Source organism: Pseudomonas sp. HR1 (genome assembly GCF_030175875.1).
Classification (GTDB): Bacteria; Pseudomonadota; Gammaproteobacteria; order Pseudomonadales; family Pseudomonadaceae; genus Chryseomonas; species Chryseomonas oryzihabitans.
In genome coordinates this window covers 345,781-363,666 of record NZ_JASNRF010000003.1, presented here as the reverse complement: position 1 = coordinate 363,666, position 17,886 = coordinate 345,781, and the positions used below count along the sequence as shown (strand labels likewise).

The 17,886-nt window shown below is 64.9% G+C and carries 15 protein-coding genes; 5 read left to right on the top strand and 10 right to left on the bottom strand.

Translation table 11 applies throughout. The annotated features are described in order from the left end of the window. From frr to rpsB, 4 genes are all read right to left on the bottom strand, one after another. Positions 1 to 558, bottom strand: a complete 558-nt coding sequence (gene frr / locus QKY98_RS13080) for a ribosome recycling factor (RefSeq protein WP_007159491.1) — start codon at positions 556 to 558, stop codon at positions 1 to 3. Continuing rightward, positions 555 to 1,298 carry a UMP kinase gene (gene pyrH / locus QKY98_RS13075; protein ID WP_007159492.1) on the bottom strand — a complete coding sequence of 248 codons (744 nt, stop codon included), beginning with the start codon at positions 1,296 to 1,298 and terminating at the stop codon, positions 555 to 557. Before pyrH ends, frr begins: the two co-directional genes overlap by 4 nt. Before the next feature lie 192 nt (positions 1,299 to 1,490). After that, entirely contained in the window at positions 1,491 to 2,360 is an 870-nt protein-coding gene (gene tsf / locus QKY98_RS13070; RefSeq protein WP_007159493.1) for a translation elongation factor Ts, read from the bottom strand. Positions 2,361 to 2,491: 131 nt separating this feature from the next. Continuing rightward, on the bottom strand, positions 2,492 to 3,229 hold the full coding sequence (gene rpsB, locus QKY98_RS13065) for a 30S ribosomal protein S2 (protein ID WP_007159494.1): 738 nt from the start codon (positions 3,227 to 3,229) through the stop codon (positions 2,492 to 2,494). Positions 3,230 to 3,515: 286 nt separating this feature from the next. Between rpsB and map the strand changes: the two genes are divergently transcribed. From map to dapC, 3 genes are read left to right on the top strand one after another with little or no spacing between them, the layout of a single operon-like run. Then, on the top strand, positions 3,516 to 4,298 hold the full coding sequence (gene map / locus QKY98_RS13060; protein ID WP_007159495.1) for a type I methionyl aminopeptidase: 783 nt from the start codon (positions 3,516 to 3,518) through the stop codon (positions 4,296 to 4,298). Positions 4,299 to 4,308: 10 nt separating this feature from the next. Beyond that, positions 4,309 to 7,008, top strand: coding sequence for a [protein-PII] uridylyltransferase (locus QKY98_RS13055; RefSeq protein WP_027602571.1), 2,700 nt, complete (start codon positions 4,309 to 4,311; stop codon positions 7,006 to 7,008). A 39-nt stretch (positions 7,009 to 7,047) separates the two neighbouring features. Next, a complete protein-coding gene (dapC, locus tag QKY98_RS13050; protein WP_197850870.1) occupies positions 7,048 to 8,241 on the top strand; it encodes a succinyldiaminopimelate transaminase in 1,194 nt (397 codons plus the stop codon). On the opposite strand, the gene QKY98_RS13045 is transcribed toward dapC, so the two are convergent. Further along, positions 8,238 to 9,872 carry a Na+/H+ antiporter gene (locus QKY98_RS13045; RefSeq protein ID WP_007159498.1) on the bottom strand — a complete coding sequence of 545 codons (1,635 nt, stop codon included), beginning with the start codon at positions 9,870 to 9,872 and terminating at the stop codon, positions 8,238 to 8,240. The genes dapC and QKY98_RS13045 overlap by 4 nt on opposite strands. A gap of 211 nt (positions 9,873 to 10,083) precedes the next feature. On the opposite strand from QKY98_RS13045, the gene QKY98_RS13040 reads away from it, so the two are divergent. After that, positions 10,084 to 10,398 (top strand): hypothetical protein, encoded by a 315-nt coding sequence (locus QKY98_RS13040; RefSeq protein WP_284671025.1) that lies wholly within the window; start codon positions 10,084 to 10,086, stop codon positions 10,396 to 10,398. Positions 10,399 to 10,448: 50 nt separating this feature from the next. Here QKY98_RS13040 and cysN read toward each other — a convergent pair whose 3' ends face one another. From cysN to QKY98_RS13025, 3 genes are all read right to left on the bottom strand, one after another. Beyond that, positions 10,449 to 12,347: a sulfate adenylyltransferase subunit CysN gene (gene cysN / locus QKY98_RS13035; RefSeq protein ID WP_027597084.1), complete on the bottom strand. Its 1,899-nt coding sequence runs from the start codon at positions 12,345 to 12,347 to the stop codon at positions 10,449 to 10,451. A gap of 1 nt (position 12,348) precedes the next feature. Continuing rightward, positions 12,349 to 13,266, bottom strand: a complete 918-nt coding sequence (gene cysD / locus QKY98_RS13030; RefSeq protein WP_007159501.1) for a sulfate adenylyltransferase subunit CysD — start codon at positions 13,264 to 13,266, stop codon at positions 12,349 to 12,351. A gap of 165 nt (positions 13,267 to 13,431) precedes the next feature. Further along, a complete protein-coding gene (locus QKY98_RS13025; protein ID WP_044341486.1) occupies positions 13,432 to 14,187 on the bottom strand; it encodes a Nif3-like dinuclear metal center hexameric protein in 756 nt (251 codons plus the stop codon). Positions 14,188 to 14,302: 115 nt separating this feature from the next. Between QKY98_RS13025 and QKY98_RS13020 the strand changes: the two genes are divergently transcribed. Further along, on the top strand, positions 14,303 to 15,424 hold the full coding sequence (locus QKY98_RS13020) for a S1C family serine protease (RefSeq protein WP_042136073.1): 1,122 nt from the start codon (positions 14,303 to 14,305) through the stop codon (positions 15,422 to 15,424). A gap of 2 nt (positions 15,425 to 15,426) precedes the next feature. Here QKY98_RS13020 and hisC read toward each other — a convergent pair whose 3' ends face one another. Next, a complete protein-coding gene (hisC, locus tag QKY98_RS13015) occupies positions 15,427 to 16,482 on the bottom strand; it encodes a histidinol-phosphate transaminase (RefSeq protein WP_284671024.1) in 1,056 nt (351 codons plus the stop codon). Then, positions 16,479 to 17,798: a histidinol dehydrogenase gene (hisD, locus tag QKY98_RS13010; protein WP_284671023.1), complete on the bottom strand. Its 1,320-nt coding sequence runs from the start codon at positions 17,796 to 17,798 to the stop codon at positions 16,479 to 16,481. The genes hisC and hisD overlap by 4 nt, the downstream gene beginning before the upstream one ends. Positions 17,799 to 17,886 lie beyond the last annotated feature (88 nt).

The following is a 17,886-nucleotide window of genomic DNA, read 5'->3' as shown; positions in this document are numbered from 1 at the left end:
TCAAACAGCCATCAAGTCGGCTTCCTTGGCCTCCAGAGCCTTGTCCACCTCGGCGACGAATTTATCAGTCAGCTTCTGGACTTCGTCCTGGGCGCGACGATCCTCGTCTTCACTGATTTCCTTTTCCTTGAGCAGATCCTTGAGCTGAGCCAGGGCATCGCGACGGATGTTGCGCACGGAAACCCGCGCCTGCTCGGCCTCGGCACGCGCCTGCTTGGTGAAGCCCTTGCGGGTTTCTTCGGTCAGCGCCGGCATCGGTACGCGAATGGTGGTACCGGCGGTGGCCGGATTGAGGCCCAGGTCGGAGGTCATGATGGCCTTCTCGACCGCCTGGATCATGCTCTTGTCGAACACGCTCAGGGCCAGGGTCCGCGAATCCTCGACGGTGACGTTGGCCACCTGACGCAGCGGGGTGTCGCTGCCGTAGTAGGACACCATGACGCTATCCAGGATGCTCGGATGAGCGCGTCCGGTACGGATCTTGGCAAAGGCGTGGCCCAGGGCTTCCAGGGTCTTGGTCATGCGCGTCTGCGCATCCTTCTTGATCTCGTTGATCATGCTGCTCCCTCCTCGATCAGGGTGCCCTCACCACCGCCCACCACGATATTGAGCAGGGCGCCGGGCTTGTTCATGTTGAAAACCCGCAGGGGCATGCTGTGGTCACGGCAGAGACAGATGGCCGTGAGATCCATGACACCCAGCTTGCGGTCGAGCACTTCGTCGTAGGTCAGGCGCTCGAATTTTTCGGCATTGGGATCCTTGAAGGGATCGGCCGTGTATACACCATCCACCTTGGTGGCCTTGAGCACCAGGTCGGCTTCGACCTCGATGGCGCGCAGGCAGGCGGCGGAATCGGTGGTGAAGAAGGGGTTGCCGGTACCGGCGGAGAAGATGACGACTTCGCCATCCTTCAGCTGACGCAGGGCCTTGCGCCGATCGTACTGATCGGTCACGCCGACCATGGAGATGGCGGACATCACCGTGGCGGGAATGTTGGAACGCTCCAGGGCGTCGCGCATGGCCAGGGCGTTCATCACCGTGGCCAGCATGCCCATGTGGTCACCGGTCACCCGATCCATACCGGCAGCGGACAAGGCCGCGCCGCGGAACAGGTTGCCACCGCCGATCACCAGACCGACCTGGACACCGATACCCACCAGCTGGCCGATCTCCAGCGACATGCGATCCAGCACCTTCGGGTCGATCCCGAAGTCTTCACTTCCCATCAGGGCTTCGCCACTGAGCTTCAGCAGAATACGCTTGTAACGGGGTTGGCGACCACTCATCTGCTGTGCCATTCACTCTCTCCTGTGGCGATGAACATGTGCGGGGGATTTTGATCCAGCGATAGGAAAGCGCAACCGCAGTTGCGTTCACTCCAATCGGCAAAAAACTCCTTGGAAGAGCAGAAATCAGACCTGCCTTCCAATTTGACAAAGAGGCCGCGCGCTCGAAGCGGGCGGCCTCCTGGTCAACGGCAGATGCCGGGCTTACTGCTTACTGGCAGCCAGCTGGGCAGCCACTTCGGCAGCGAAGTCGACTTCGGCCTTCTCGATGCCTTCGCCCACTTCGTAACGCACGAAGGAGACGATTTCGGCGCCGGCTTTCTTGGCCAGTTCACCGACCTTGACTTCCGGATCCTTGATGAAGGGCTGCTCAACCAGGCTGGCTTCGGCCAGGAACTTGTTGATACGACCCTTGACCATGTTCTCCACGATGTTTTCCGGCTTACCGGCGATCTTGTCGGCGTTCAGCGCCAGGAAGATTTCCTTTTCCTTGGCGACAGCTTCTTCGGAAACCTGGGAGGGATTCAGGAACTGGGGATTGCTCGCCGCAACGTGCATGGCGATTTCCTTGGCCAGCTCGGCGGTGCCACCCTGCAGGGTAACGACTACACCGATGCGGTGACCGTGGAGGTAGGCGCCAACGACATCGCCTTCGACACGGGTCAGACGACGGATGTTGACGTTCTCGCCGCACTTGGCGACCAGGGCCTCACGGGCGGCTTCCTGAGCGGCGATCAGCGGAGCGGCATCGCTCATCTTCTCGGCGAAGGCCTTGTCCAGGCTAGCGGCGACGAAGCCCTTGAAGTCGTCCTGCAGAGCCAGGAAATCGGTCTGGGAGTTGACTTCGATGATGACGGCAGCCTTGTGATCGTCAGCGACCTTGACCGCGATGGAGCCTTCGGCAGCCACGTTACCGGCTTTCTTGGCGGCCTTGATGGCGCCAGCGGCACGCATGTCGTCGATGGCTTTCTCGATGTCGCCACCGGCAGCGGCCAGGGCCTTCTTGCAATCCATCATGCCTTGGCCGGTGCGCTCGCGCAGTTCTTTGACCAGGGCTGCAGTGATTTCTGCCATGTTTGAAATCCTCTTGAATCGGTTTCGAGGTCACTCCGCACGGAGACGGAGCCAATGAAACGCCAGTAGGCAAAAAGGGGGCTAGGCCCCCTTCTCGCACGTCGAACCGCTCGACCCTAGGGTCGACCTGCTCAGCCCTCGACGGCTTCGGCAGCGGTTTCTTCGACGAATTGCTCGTTGGCACCGCCGTTGTTGCCGCCACGGATCACGGCATCAGCAACGCTGCTCAGGTACAGCTGAACGGCGCGGAAGGCGTCGTCGTTGCCGGGGATGACGTAGTCAACGCCTTCCGGGCTGCTGTTGGTATCGACTACGCCGATGACCGGGATACCCAGCTTGTTGGCTTCGGTGATGGCGATGCGCTCGTGGTCGACGTCGACGACGAACAGGGCATCCGGCAGACCGCCCATGTCCTTGATACCGCCCAGGCTGCGCTCGAGCTTCTCGAGGTCGCGGGTGCGCATCAGGGCTTCTTTCTTGGTCAGCTTGTCGAAAGTACCGTCCTGGGACTGGACTTCCAGATCGCGCAGACGCTTGATCGAGGCACGGATGGTCTTGTAGTTGGTGAGCATGCCGCCCAACCAGCGATGGTCGACGAAGGGCTGACCGCAACGAGCGGCTTCTTCGCGAACGATCTTGCCGGCGGAACGCTTGGTGCCGACGAACAGGATCTTGTTCTTGCCGGAAGCCAGGCGCTCAACGAAGGTCAGGGCCTCGTTGAACATCGGCAGGGTCTTTTCGAGGTTGATGATGTGGATCTTGTTGCGCGCGCCGAAGATGTACTTGCCCATCTTCGGGTTCCAGTAACGGGTTTGGTGGCCGAAATGCACGCCGGCTTTCAGCATGTCACGCATGGAGACTTGAGACATTTAGATGTTCCTCGTAGTCGGGTTGGGCCTCCACGCATCCCAATGACCAACTTCCCATCGGGAAGCACCCAGGTCATCGTGTCGATGCGTGTGTGGGGTTAGGAGCGCTAAAGGGCGGAGCCCCGAAAAAGCGCGCGACTTTATATCACGCCTTGCCGGATACCACCAGCGGCGATTGCCGGACACCGGAGATCCGGGGCCGCGCCGGTGACCACAGTGCGGGCGCCGGCTCTGATAGAATAGCGGATCGAAAGCTGACACCCGGCGTGATACCTAGAGATTTCCGATGACCGTCATCCTCAAGACCCCTGAAGACATCGCCAAGATGCGCATCGCCGGCCAACTGGCCGCCGAGGTGCTTGAAATGCTGGACGAGCACGTGCGTCCCGGCATCACCACCGAAGAACTGGATCGACTGGCCCACGACTATATCGTCAACGTGCAGCAGGCCATCCCCGCCCCGCTGAACTACAAGGGCTATCCCAAATCCATCTGCACCTCGCTCAACCACGTGGTCTGCCACGGCATTCCCAATGACAAGCCGCTCAAGAGCGGCGACATCATGAACGTGGACATCACCGTGATCAAAGACGGCTACCACGGCGACACCAGCAAGATGTACCTGGTGGGCGACGTGCCCGAGTGGGCCGAGCGCCTCTGCCAGATCACCCAGGAATGCCTCTACAAGGGCATCGACCTGGTCCGCCCCGGGGCGCGCCTGGGCGATATCGGCGAGGTCATCCAGAAGCACGCCGAGAAGAACGGCTTCTCGGTGGTTCGCGAATACTGCGGCCACGGCATCGGCAAGGGCTTCCACGAAGAGCCGCAGGTGGTGCACTACGGTCGCGCCGGCACCGGCCTCGAGCTGCAGGCCGGGATGATCTTCACCATCGAGCCGATGATCAACCAGGGCCGCTACGAGACCCGCCTGCTGGGCGATGGCTGGACCGCCATCACCAAGGACCGCAAGCTGTCCGCGCAGTGGGAGCACACGGTGCTGGTCACCGAACAGGGTTACGAGATCCTGACCCTCAGAAAGGACGAAACCTTTCCCCGCGTTTCTGCGTGAGTGAGCGCCCATGCCCCAGGTCGATTCGGAGTTGTTCGACGCCGGCCAGTTCCAGGCTGAGCTTTCGCTGAAAGCCAGCCCCATCGCGGCCTTCAAGAAATTCATCCGGGCCGCGAACGCCACCCTCGATGCCCGCTTCCTGGCCGGGCGCAGCGTGCGCCGGCTGGTCGAGGATCGCGCCTGGTTCATCGACCAGATGCTGATCGCGGCCTGGAGTCGCTTCAGTTGGCCGGACGACGGCATCGCCCTGCTCGCGGTGGGCGGCTATGGCCGTGGCGAACTGCATCCGCACTCGGACATCGACCTGCTCATCCTGCTCGCCGAAGAAGAGCAGGAGCGCTTCCGTGACTCCATCGAAGGCTTCCTGACCCTGCTGTGGGACGTGGGCCTGGCCGTGGGGCAGAGCGTCAGATCCCTGCGCGAATGCACCACCGAGGCGCTGGCCGACCTGACGGTGATCACCAACCTCATGGAAAGCCGTACCCTGGCCGGCCCCGAGCACCTGCGCCAGGCGATGCTGGCGGCCACCAGCGTCGAGCACCTCTGGCCGGGACGGGCCTTCTACCTGGCCAAGCGTGCCGAGCAGAGCGCCCGGCACGCCAAGTACAACGACACCGAGTACAACCTGGAACCCAACGTCAAGGGTTCCCCCGGCGGCCTGCGCGACATCCAGACGCTGCTGTGGATCGCCCGGCGGCAATTCGGCACCCTCAATCTGCAGGCCCTGGTGGGCCAGGGCTTTCTCACCGAGAGCGAGTGCAGCCTGCTGATCTCGGCCCAGGAATACCTGTGGAAGGTCCGCTACGCCCTGCACATGTTGGCCGGTCGCCCGGAGGATCGCCTGCTGTTCGACCATCAGCGGCGCATCGCCAACCTGCTCGGCTACGAGGACAACGACGCCAAGCTGGCGGTCGAGCGCTTCATGCAGAAGTACTACCGGGTGGTGATGGACGTCTCCCAGCTCAGCGACGTGGTGATGCAGCACTTCGAGGAAGTGAATCTGCGCGACGAGCAACTGCCCGCCGCGGTGACGCCGCTCAACAACAGATTCCAGATCCGCAACGGCTATCTGGAGGTGGTGCATCCGCAGGTGTTCCTGCGCACCCCCTTCGCCCTGATGGAGCTGTTCGTCCTGCTGGCGCAGAATCCGGCGATCAAGGGGCCCAGCGCCGGCACCATCCGCCTGTTGCGCGACAGCCGCCACCTGATCGACGACGCCTTCCGCCAGGACATTCGCAACACCAGCCTGTTCATCGAACTGCTCAAGAGCGAATCCGGCATTCATCGCAATCTGCGGCGGATGAATCGCTACGGACTGCTGGGACTCTACCTGCCCGAATTCGGCCAGATCGTCGGCCAGATGCAGCATGACCTCTTCCACATCTATACGGTGGACGCCCACACCCTCAATCTCATCAAACACCTGCGCAAGATGAGCTACGACGTCCTGGCGGAAAAGTATCCGCTGGCGACGCGGGTGATCCACAAGCTGCCCAAGCCGGAGCTGATCTACATCGCCGGTCTCTACCACGACATCGCCAAGGGCCGTGGCGGCGATCACTCGGAACTGGGAGCGGAAGACGTGGAAGCCTTCGGTCGCCGCCACCAGCTGCCGGAGTGGGACACCCGCCTGGTCAGCTGGCTGGTGCGCAATCATCTGGTGATGTCCACCACCGCCCAGCGCAAGGACCTCTCCGATCCCCAGGTGATCCACGACTTCGCCCTGACGGTGGGCGACCACACCCATCTCGACTACCTGTACGTCCTCACCGTGGCCGACATCACCGCGACCAATCCGTCGCTGTGGAATTCCTGGCGCGCCACCCTGCTGCGGCAGCTGTACACCGAGACCAAGCGCGCCCTGCGTCGTGGCCTGGAGAATCCGGTCAATCGCGAAGAGCAGATCCGCAGCACCCAGCAATCGGCCCTCGACACCCTGATGCGTCGCGGCATCGATGCCGATGACGCCGAGCAGCTGTGGTCGCAGCTGGGTGACACCTACTTCCTGCGGCATACCGCGCTGGATGTCGCCTGGCACACCGAGGCCATCCTCGGCCACGGCGATACCGCCGAGCCCCTGGTGCTGATCCGCGAGACCACCCAGCGTGACTCCGAAGGCGGCACCCAGATCTTCATCTATGCCGCGGACCAGCACGATTTCTTCGCGGTGACCGTGGCGGTGATGGACCAGCTCAACCTGAACATTCAGGACGCGCGCATCATCACCTCCACCAGCCAGTTCACCCTGGACACCTACATCGTGCTGGATACCGATGGTGGCTCGATTGGCAACAATCCCGCGCGCATCGCCCAGATCCGCGGCGGCCTGATCGAGGCGCTCAAGCATCCCGAGGAATACCCGAGCATCATCAACCGGCGCGTGACCCGCCAGCTCAAGCATTTCGCCTTCTCGCCCCAGGTGAACATCTATACCGACACCATGCGCTCGGCGAGCCTGATCGAGCTGACGGCGCCGGACCGCCCCGGTCTGCTGGCACGGGTGGGCCGCATCTTCCTCGACTTCGACCTGTCCGTGCTCAACGCCAAGATCGCCACCCTCGGCGAGCGCGTGGAAGACGTCTTCTACGTCACCGACGCCGATGGCCGTCCGCTGGCGGATCCCGGTCTGTGCAGCGCCCTGCAGCAAGCCCTGATCAAACAGCTGGGCGAGCCGGACAGCCAGACGCCACTCAGTCGCATCAGCATCTAGCTCCCTGATCTAACGCCTCGAACGAAGGACCACCCGACGATGAATCCCACCCTCGACCTGCTGCAGCCCTACCCGTTCGAGAAGCTGCGCGCCCTCCTCGCCGGCGTGACCCCGCCGACGGCCCTCAAGCCGATTCCGCTGTCGATCGGCGAGCCCAAGCATCCGTCCCCCGCCTTCGTCGCCGAGGCGCTGACGGCGAATTTGGATCAGCTGGCGGTCTATCCGACCACCCTTGGCATCGCCGAGCTGCGCGAGGCCATCGCCAGCTGGGCTGGCCAGCGCTTTGGCGTACCGGCCGGCTGGCTGGATCCGGCGCGTCATGTGCTGCCGGTGACCGGCACCCGGGAGGCGCTGTTTTCCTTTACCCAGGCGGTGGTGGATCGCAGCCAGGCCGGCCTGGTGCTGAGCCCCAACCCCTTCTACCAGATCTACGAAGGCGCGGCCCTGCTGGCCGGCGCCGAGCCGCACTACCTGCCGTGCCTGGCGGACAAGGGTTTCAATCCCGATTTCGACAGCGTGCCGGACGAGGTCTGGCAGCGCTGCCAGCTGCTGTTCCTCTGTTCGCCCGGCAATCCCACCGGCGCCCTGCTGCCGGTGGCCACGCTGAAAAGGCTCATCGCCCTGGCCGATCGCCACGACTTCGTGATCGCCGCCGACGAGTGCTACAGCGAACTCTATTTCGACGAAGCCAGTCCGCCGCCCGGGCTGCTGACCGCCTGCGCCGAACTGGGGCGCAGCGACTTCGCCCGTTGCGTGGTGTTCCACAGCCTGTCCAAGCGCTCCAACCTGCCGGGCATGAGATCCGGCTTCGTCGCCGGCGATGCCGCCATCCTCAAGCGCTTCCTGCTCTATCGCACCTACCACGGTTGCGCCATGCCGGTGCAGGTGCAGAAGGCAAGCGCCGTGGCCTGGCGCGATGAAGCCCATGTCCGCGAGAACCGCGAACTCTATAGGCAGAAGTTCGCCGCCGTGCTGGACATCCTGCAGGGCAGCCTGGAGGTGTCACTGCCGGACGGTGGTTTCTATCTCTGGGCCAGGACGCCGGGCGATGACGAAGCCTTCGCTCGCGATCTGTTCGCCCGCGAACATGTGACCGTGGTGCCGGGTTCCTACCTGTCGCGGGAAGTCGCGGGCGTCAATCCGGGTGCCGGACGGATCCGCATGGCCCTGGTCGCCCCTCTGGCCGAATGCGTGGAAGCGGCGGAGCGCATCCGCCGCTTCTGCCAGGGCTAGCGGTTGCCCTGATCGCGCATCAGCGCGGTCTCCTGGATGTCCAGCTCCCGGAGGAATTCGGTGACCACCAGGTCATCGATCACGCCGGCGATACGCAGCCGATAGAGTTCACGGCGCTGGGCACGGATGGCGAGCAGGCGCAGCTCGCCATCCAGGGTGTCCCGCAGACGCGCCAGCGAACGGGCATCCTCGCTGTCATCGGCGGAACTCAGCTCGTCACGGAATTCGGCGATGATGCCTGCCTTGATCTCCGCCTGCAGCGCCGCCCGCGCCGGCTCGTCGGCATCGCTGGACTCCACGTCTTCCAGTGCCGTGATGGCGGCGCGGGCGGCGTTGATCCGCACCTCGCAGCGTTCCCGCTCCAGCAGGTCGTTGGATTGCTCCGGCAGCCGCGCCAGCAGCAGCGGAATACCGATGCTCGCCACCACCAGGGACAGCAGAATCACCCCGGCGGCGATGAACACCAGGACGTCACGCAGGGGAAAGGGCGTGCCATCCGAGAGCAGCAGCGGCAGCGACAGCACACCGGCCAGGGTCACGGCGCCGCGCACCCCGCTGAGGGAGGCGATGGCGGCGATCAGGCGCGGATCGCCCGCGATGGTCATGGGTCCGCTGCCAGGCTGGGTCAGGTGCCAATAGCCGAGGATGACCCCGAAGCGGATGGCCATGATCACCAGATAGGCACCCAGCACATAGAGCGTCAGCCAGCCCGCGGCCGGCCAGAGCGCCTGGGAGGCCGGCAGCGCGGCCGCCAGGATGTCCGGCAGTTGCAGCCCCAGGATCAGAAACACCAGGCCGTTGAAGGCGAATTCCACCAGTCCCCAGACGCTGTGGTTGAGCAACCGGGTGGCGGTCTGACGGGGCAGCATGTCGACCCGGCTCTGCATCATCCCGGCGGCCACGGCGGACAGGATGCCGGAAACGCCCAGTCGCTCGGCCAGGACATAGGCGGCGAAGGGCAGCAACAGCATGAAGACCACATGGGGCGCGGCGTCGCTCCAGCCGCGCTTCACCACCATCCAGGCGCGCGCCCGCCCGACCAGCCAGCTCAGCACCCCACCGACCAGCACGCCGCCCACCGCGACGATGACGAATTCCAGACTGGCCTGGCTCAGCGAAAAGGCGCCGGTCAGGGCCGCCGCCACGGCGAACTTGAAGGTCACCAGACCCGAGGCGTCGTTGAGCAGGGCCTCGCCCTGGATCACATGCAGCAGGGCGCTGGGCAGCCGGCCACGGACGATGCTGGACACCGCCACGGCATCGGTGGGCGACAGCACCGCCGCCAGGGCGAAGGCCACCGCCCAGGGCAGGTGCAGCATCCAGTGCAGGAACCAGCCGGCACCCAGCACCGTGAGGAACACCAGGCCGAAGGCCAGGACGAAGATCGGTCGGCGCAGCCGCCAGAATTCGCGCTTGGGCATGCGCCAGCCATCGGAGAACAGCAGCGCCGGGATGAACAGCAGCAGGAAGAGTTCCGGGTCCAGGGCCACGTGCAGCCCCAGGGTGGGCCAGGCGAGCAAGGCGCCGACCACTACCTGGATCAGCGGCAGCGGGATGGGAATCAGATGGGCGCTGAGTCGGGTGGCACCCACCATCAGCAAGAGGATCAGAGCGGTATAGAGAATCTGCACGGTGGTCTCGTGGTCAGGGCACCGGTCGCGGTGCCAGATACAGGAGATGCATCCCGCGGGAGTGGGGACACGTCGACCTCGAGTTGTTGGGACTGATGTCCCCGGATTTGGTTTTACCCAAACTTTACCCGAGGCGATCTAGGCGACTGGCCACCGTTGCGGTCTGATAGACATACCCGGTTTCATTTCCCCGGGTCGCAGGAGAAAGATCATGCTACGTCGCATCACTCAAGTCGTGGTGCTTGCCGGTTGCCTCGCCATCGCCGGTCAGGCGTCCGCCCACGGTCGTGGCCCCGGTCCGGCCTTTCTCGGTGCCGTGGTGGGCGCTGTGGTCGGCGGAGCCATCGTCTCCCATTCCTACGCCCGCGAGCCAGTCTACGTCGAAGCCCCCCCGCCGCCTCCGCCGCCGCGCGTGGTCTATTACGAGCCGGCACCGGTCTACGAATATCGCGTGGTGGAACCCCGCCCGGTGTACTACGGCCCGCCGCCCGGCGCCTACTACTACGGCCCGCCACCGCGCTGGTAAGGCCCATGAAAAAACCCGCCTCTCGGCGGGTTTTTTCATGGCTGGACGCCCTAGACCACCTGGCGCCGACGCAGGACGTCGAGGATCTGCTGGACCCCCTCCTCCACCGACAGCTGCTCGGTGTCGATCACCAGATCGGCATCTTCCGGTGCATCGTAGGCGAAGGAGATACCCGGGATGTTGTCGCCACCGGCGGCATAGAGACCCTGGGGATCACGCTCGGCGCAGGCCTTGGGCGACGCCTTGACGTGCACGGTCAGCAGACGCTCGGCACCGATCAGCGCCTGGGCCTGGGCACGGCCCTCGGCATCCGGCGCGACAAAGGCTGCCAGGGCGATCAGACCCGCTTCGTTGAACTGGCGGGCTACCTGGGCGGCACGCAACCAATTCTCGCGACGCCCGGCGCGATCCTGTGGCAGACCCTTATTCAGGTCGTGGCGCAGATTCTGACCGTCCAGCACGAAGACCGCACGACCGGCATCGAACAGGCGACGCTCCAGGGCATAGGCCAGGGTGGTCTTGCCGGCGCCGGAAAGGCCGGTGAAGAGCACGGTGCTGGGCTGCTGACCGAAGCGCGCGGCCCGCTCGCTGGTGCCGACGTGCAGCTGGTGCGCGCCCTGGCCATGACCGCCCCTGCCCACCGGGTCGGCGATGATCATGCCGGCACCGACGGTGCCATTGGTCAGGCGATCGATGACGATGAAGGCGCCGGTGGTGCGGTTGACGCCATAGCCATCCAGGGCGATGGACGCATCGAGAGCCACCTTGACCCGGGCGATCTCGTTGAGCTTGAGCTCGCTGGCGGCGCCACGTTCCAGGGTATTGACGTCAACCGTGTGCACGATGCTCGGCAGCGAGCCGGGCACGTAGCTGGTGGCGCGCTTGATGTCGTACTTCTTGCCGGGCCGCATGGGTTCTTCGGCCATCCACACCAGCATGGCCTCGAAGCTGTCGGTGACCTGGGGACGGTTGTCGGCATGCACCAGGACGTCGCCCCGGGAGATGTCGATCTCGTCTTCCATGGTCAGGGTCACCGCCTGGCCAGGTCCGGCCTGCTCCAGCTCGCCTTCGTAGGTGACGATGGACTTGATGCGGCTGCCCTTGCCCGACGGCAGGACCACCACGGCATCGCCCTTGGTGACCACGCCCGAAGCCAGGGTTCCGGCGAAGCCGCGGAAGTTGAGGTTGGGCCGGTTGACGTACTGCACCGGGAAGCGCAGATCGTCGAGATTGCGATCCGCGGCGATCTCCACGGTCTCGAGGATTTCCATCAGCGGCTTGCCGCTGTACCAGGGCGTCTGCTCGCTGCGATTCACCACGTTGTCGCCCTTGAGCGCCGACATGGGCACGAAGTGGATGTCCTTGGCGTTGAGGTCGATGCGCTGGGCGAAAGCCAGGTAATCGTCCTTGATGCGCTCGAACACCGCCTCGTCGAAGCCCAGCAGGTCCATCTTGTTGATGGCGACCACGATGTGCTTGATGCCCAGCAGCGAAGCGATGTAGCTGTGCCGGCGGGTCTGGGTCTGGATGCCGTGACGGGCGTCGACCAGGATGATCGCCAGGTCGCAGGTGGAAGCCCCGGTGGCCATGTTGCGGGTGTACTGCTCATGGCCGGGGGTATCGGCGATGATGAACTTGCGCTTGGCGGTGGAGAAGTAGCGGTAGGCCACGTCGATGGTGATGCCCTGCTCGCGCTCGGCCTGCAGGCCGTCCACCAGCAGCGCCAGATCGACCTCTTCGCCGGTGGTGCCGACCTTCTTGGAATCGCGGGTGATGGCTTCCAGGTGATCCTCGTAGATCATCTTGGAATCGTGCAGCAGGCGCCCGATCAGGGTGCTCTTGCCGTCGTCGACGTTGCCGCAGGTGAGGAAGCGCAGCAGCTCCTTGCGTTCGTGCTGTGCGAGGTAGGCCAGGATGTCCTGGCCGATCAGATCGGATTGGTGCGACATCTTAGAAATACCCCTGACGTTTCTTCTCTTCCATGGATCCGGCGCCATCGTGGTCGATGACCCGGCCCTGGCGTTCGGAGGTGCGGGTGAGCAGCATCTCCTGGATGATGTCCGTCAGCGTGGTCGCCTGGGACTCCACCGCGCCGGTCAGGGGGTAGCAGCCAAGGGTACGGAAGCGCACCTGGCGCTTGTGGATGCGGGCCTTCTCCTCGGGCGAGAGGTGCTCGAGGATACGGTCGTCGTCGATCATGAGCAGGGTGCCGTTCTTCTCGATCACCTCGCGCTCGGCGGCGAAGTACAGCGGCACGATCGGGATGCCTTCGAGGTAGATGTACTGCCAGATGTCCAGCTCAGTCCAGTTCGACAGCGGGAAGACGCGGATCGACTCGCCCTTGTTGGTCTTGCCGTTGTAGATGTTCCACAACTCGGGACGCTGGTTCTTGGGATCCCAGCGGTGCTTGCTGTCCCGGAAGGAGTAGACGCGCTCCTTGGCGCGGGACTTCTCCTCGTCGCGGCGGGCACCGCCGAAGGCGGCGTCGAAGCCGTACTTGTCCAGCGCCTGCTTGAGGCCCTGGGTCTTCATGATGTCGGTGTGCTTGGCACTGCCATGGGTGAAGGGGTTGATGCCCTGGGCGACCCCTTCCGGATTCTTGTGCACCAGCAGGTCGAGGCCCATGTCGGCGACCATGCGATCGCGGAATTCGTACATGGCCTGGAATTTCCAGCCGGTGTCCACGTGGAGTACCGGGAACGGCAGCTTGCCGGGAAAGAAGGCCTTGCGGGCCAGGTGCAGCATCACGGCCGAATCCTTGCCGATGGAATACAGCATGACCGGATTGTCGAACTCGGCGGCCACTTCACGGATGATGTGGATGCTTTCCGCCTCAAGCTGTTTGAGGTGCGTCTGTTTGTCGAGCATGGCTACTCACGATTGCAGAAAGGTGGCCTAGGAGATGTCCGTTGCGGCATCCAGTCGACTGGACACACCGGACAGAGCGGGCCGTGGACGAACCTCAACCTTACCATAGGCAACGGTTATGGCCCGCCAGGCTATTTAGAACCAGAAGTTCTATGCTTATGACGCTCAGGCGGGATTGTCGCAGTCGATGAAGAGGTGCTGGATCCCCAACTGCGCGGCCAGATGGTCGCCCAGCGCCTGCACCCCGTAGCGCTCGGTGGCATGGTGGCCGGCGGCGAAGAAACTCACGCTGTTCTCGCGAGCGCTGTGCACCGTCTGCTCGGACACCTCTCCGGTCAGGTAGGCATCCACTCCGCCGGCGATGGCCTGGTCGATATAGCCCTGGGCGCCACCGGTGCACCAGGCCAGGCGTCGGATCGAGCGCCCGCCGTCGACCACCAGCGGCTCGCGCTGCAGCACGTCCGCCACCTGCCGACCGAAGTCCGCGGCGGATTGCGCCTGCGGCAACTCCCCCTGCCAGATCAGCCCCTTGGCATCGCCTGGCAGCGGCCGGATATCCTGCAGCCCCAGGCGGCGTCCCAGCTGGACGTTGTTGCCCACCTCGGGATGGACATCCAGGGGCAGGTGGTAGGCCAGCAGGCTGATGTCATGGCTCAGCAGCGTCTTGATCCGCCGGTGCTTCATGCCGATGAGGCGGGCATCCTCGTTCTTCCAGAAATAGCCATGGTGCACCAGGATGGCATCGGCACCAGCGGCGACGGCGGCGTCCAGCAGCTGCTGGGAAGCCGTGACGCCACTGACCAGCAGGCGCACCTGCTCACGGCCCTGGACCTGCAGGCCGTTGGGGCAGTAATCCTGGATCCGGGCCGATTCCAGGTAGCGGTCGGCGGTCTCTACCAGTTGCTCAAGGGACAGGGTCACGTGCGGCTTACCTCCTCGTTGGCGGCGCCAGCGTGTCTTCGGCTGGCGCCGCTCCTTATAATGGCCGCCAGCTTATCCGGCGCACCCCGGGTGGACAAATTTAAGGATGTGATCGATGTACAAGGCTTTGCGTTATCTCGGCTGGCCCGTGCTGTGCGGTCTGCTCGTTGCAGCCCTGATCATGCAGCGCTATCCCCAGTGGCTCGGCCTGCCCGCCCAGCCGCCGCTGTTCGAGGCCGCCCAAGCGCCCGCCAATTCGCGCCAGGAGGGACCGGTTTCCTATGCCGACGCGGCCAGTCGCGCCGCGCCCGCGGTGGTGTCGTTGCGCTCGACCAAGGCCGCCAAGCCGGGCAAGGCCGGGGATACGGCCAGCGACCGCAAGGGCGCGACCAAGCCGGTGGAAGAACTCAGCCTGGGTTCCGCCGTGCTGATGAGCCATGACGGCTATCTGCTGACCAACAACCACGTGACCCTGGACGCCGAATCCATCGTGGTGGCCCTCGCCGACGGGCGCCAGACCCTGGCCAAGCTCATCGGCAACGATCCGGCCACGGACCTGGCCGTGCTCAAGATCGACCTGCCCAACCTGCCGGCCATCTCGGTGGGCGATTCGACCGCCATCCGCATCGGCGACGTGGTGCTGGCCATCGGCAACCCCTTTGGCGTCGGCCAGACGGTGACCATGGGCATCATCAGTGCCACCGGTCGCAACCAGCTGGGTCTCAATACCTACGAGGACTTCATCCAGACCGATGCGGCGATCAACCTGGGCAATTCCGGCGGGGCGCTGGTGGATGCCAGCGGCAATCTGATCGGCATCAACACCGCCATCCTCTCCGGCGGCTCCCAGGGCATCGGCTTCGCCATCCCGATCAAGCTGGCCATGGAGGTCATGCGCTCGATCATCCAGCACGGCCAGGTCATCCGTGGTTGGCTGGGCGTGGCGGTGGAGGTGATCACCCCGGAGCTGGTCAAGACCTATGGCCTCAAGGTCGACCAGGGCATCGTGGTGACCGACATCGATCCCGATGGACCCGCGCACAAGGGCGGTCTGCGCGCGGGCGACGTGCTGGTCAAGCTGGCTGGCCAACCGATCAGGGACGGCCGGCTGGCGATGAACCAGATCGCCCGCAAGCAGCCTGGCGACAGCATCCCCATCGAGGTGCTGCGCCAGGACAAGACCGTGCAGGTCAAGGTGACCGTCGGGATGCGCCCCCTGATGGAGAAGGCGCGCTAGGCTCAGAGGGTGTCGAGGGCCGTGATCAGCGCCTGATTCTGCGTCGGCGTGCCGATCGTGATGCGCAGGAAGTCGGCGATGCGCTCGGGGCGGCTGAAGTGGCGCACGATGACGCCGTGCTCGCGCAAGCCCGCGGCCAGCGCCGCGCCGCCCTTCTGCACATGACGGGCGAAGATGAAGTTGGCGGCGGAGGGCAGGACCTCGAAGCCGCGCTCCAGCAACTGGCCCACCAGCGCTTCGCGACTCTCGATCACCTGCCGACAGGTCTCGTCGAAATAGGCGCGATCCTCGAAGGCCGCGGTCGCGCCGGCCAGGGCCAGGCGATCCAGTGGATAGGAGTTGAAGCTGTTCTTGATCCGCTCCAGGGCTTCCATCAGCGGCGCCTGTCCCAGGGCCAGCCCTACCCGCAGACCGGCCAGCGAACGGGACTTGGACAGCGTCTGGGTCACCACCAGGTTGGGATGGCGCTCGATCAGGGCGACCGCCGACTCCGCCCCGAAGTCGACATAGGCCTCGTCCACCACCACCACCGAGGTCGGATTGCCGGCGACGATACGCTCGATGGCGTCCAGCGCCAGGGCGCTGCCGGTCGGCGCATTGGGGTTGGGGAAGATGATCCCGCCATTGGGGCGCAGATAGTCCTCGGGGACGATCTGGAAATCCTCGTCCAGCTCCGGCGTCTCGAAGGCGATGTCGTAGAGGCCGCAATAGACCGGATAGAAGCTGTAGCTGATGTCCGGAAACAGGATCGGGCGGCCATGGCCGAACAGGCCCAGGAAGATGTGCGCCAGCACCTCGTCCGAGCCGTTGCCGACAAACACCTGGTCGCTCTGGAGGCCGTAGTAGCGGGCGACGGCGTCCTTCAGCGCCTGACCGTTGGGGTCGGGATAGAGGCGCAGGTCGTCGGTGGCCGCGGCGCGAATGGCTTCCAGCGCCCGCGGTGACGGACCGTAGGGATTCTCGTTGGTATTGAGCTTGACCAGGTTGGTCAGCTTGGGCTGCTCACCCGGCACATAGGGCACCAGGTTCTTGACGAAGGGACTCCAGAGCTCGCTCATGCCTGCTCCTCCTGAATACGGTATTCGGCGCTGCGGGCGTGGGCGGTCAGGGACTCGCCACGCGCCAGCACCGAGGCGACCCGGCCCAGCACGGAAGCGCCCGTAGCCGAGCAGTGGATGATCGAGGAACGCTTCTGGAAGTCGTACACGCCCAGCGGCGAGGAGAAGCGCGCGGTGCCCGAGGTCGGCAGCACATGGTTGGGACCGGCGCAGTAGTCGCCCAGGGCCTCGGCGGTGTAGCGACCCATGAAGATGGCGCCGGCGTGGCGGATGCTGGGCAGCCACTGCTCGGGTTCGGCGACCGACAATTCCAGGTGTTCGGGGGCGATGCGGTTGGCCACCTCGATGGCCTGGGCCATGTCGGTGACCTGGATCAGGGCGCCGCGGCCTTCCAGGGAGGCGCGGATGATCTCGGCGCGCTCCATCTCCGGCAGCAGACGGGCGATGCTTTCCGCCACGGCGTCGAGGAAGGCGGCGTCGGGACTGACCAGGATGGCCTGGGCGTCTTCGTCGTGCTCGGCCTGGGAGAACAGGTCCATGGCGATCCAGTCGGGATCGGTCTGGCCGTCGCAGACCACCAGGATCTCCGACGGGCCGGCGATCATGTCGATGCCGACCTTGCCGAATACGTGGCGCTTGGCGGTGGCGACATAGATGTTGCCGGGGCCGACGATCTTGTCCACCGGCGGTACGCTTTCGGTGCCATAGGCCAGGGCGGCAACGGCCTGGGCGCCGCCGATGGTGAAGACGCGATCGACACCGGCCAAGGCTGCGGCGGCCAGCACCAGTTCGTTGACCTCGCCGCGGGGCGTGGGCACCACCATGACCACTTCTTTTACGCCGGCGACCTTGGCGGGGATGGCGTTCATCAGCACCGAGGAGGGATAGGAGGCCTTGCCCCCCGGCACATAGAGCCCGGCACGATCCAGCGGGGTGACCTGCTGGCCGAGCACGGTGCCGTCGGCCTCCTGGTACTGCCAGGAATCCTGGCGCTGCTTTTCGTGATAACGACGGACGCGCTCGGCAGCGGCTTCCAGCGCGGTGCGCTGCTCCGGCGTAATGCGGGTCAGGGCTTCTTCCAGACGCGCCCGCGGCAGGATGAGATCGCTCATGGCGGTCGCTTCGACGGCATCGAAGCGCCGGGTGTATTCCAGCAGCGCGGCGTCGCCCTGGTGGCGCACGTCGGCGATGATCGCCAGGACCCGCTGGTTGATGTCGGCATCCGACACCCCTTCCCAGCTCAGCAGATGATCCAGATGCTCGGCGAAATCCGGAGCGGCGGCGGCGAGTCGGCGGATGGCGAGCGGAGCGGTCATGGCGGATCCTCTTCAGGAGAGCGAAAGGGGCGCCCGAGAGTAACAGCCGGTTCCGTGTGGGCGCCCGACAATTTGGCTATGGCACGGA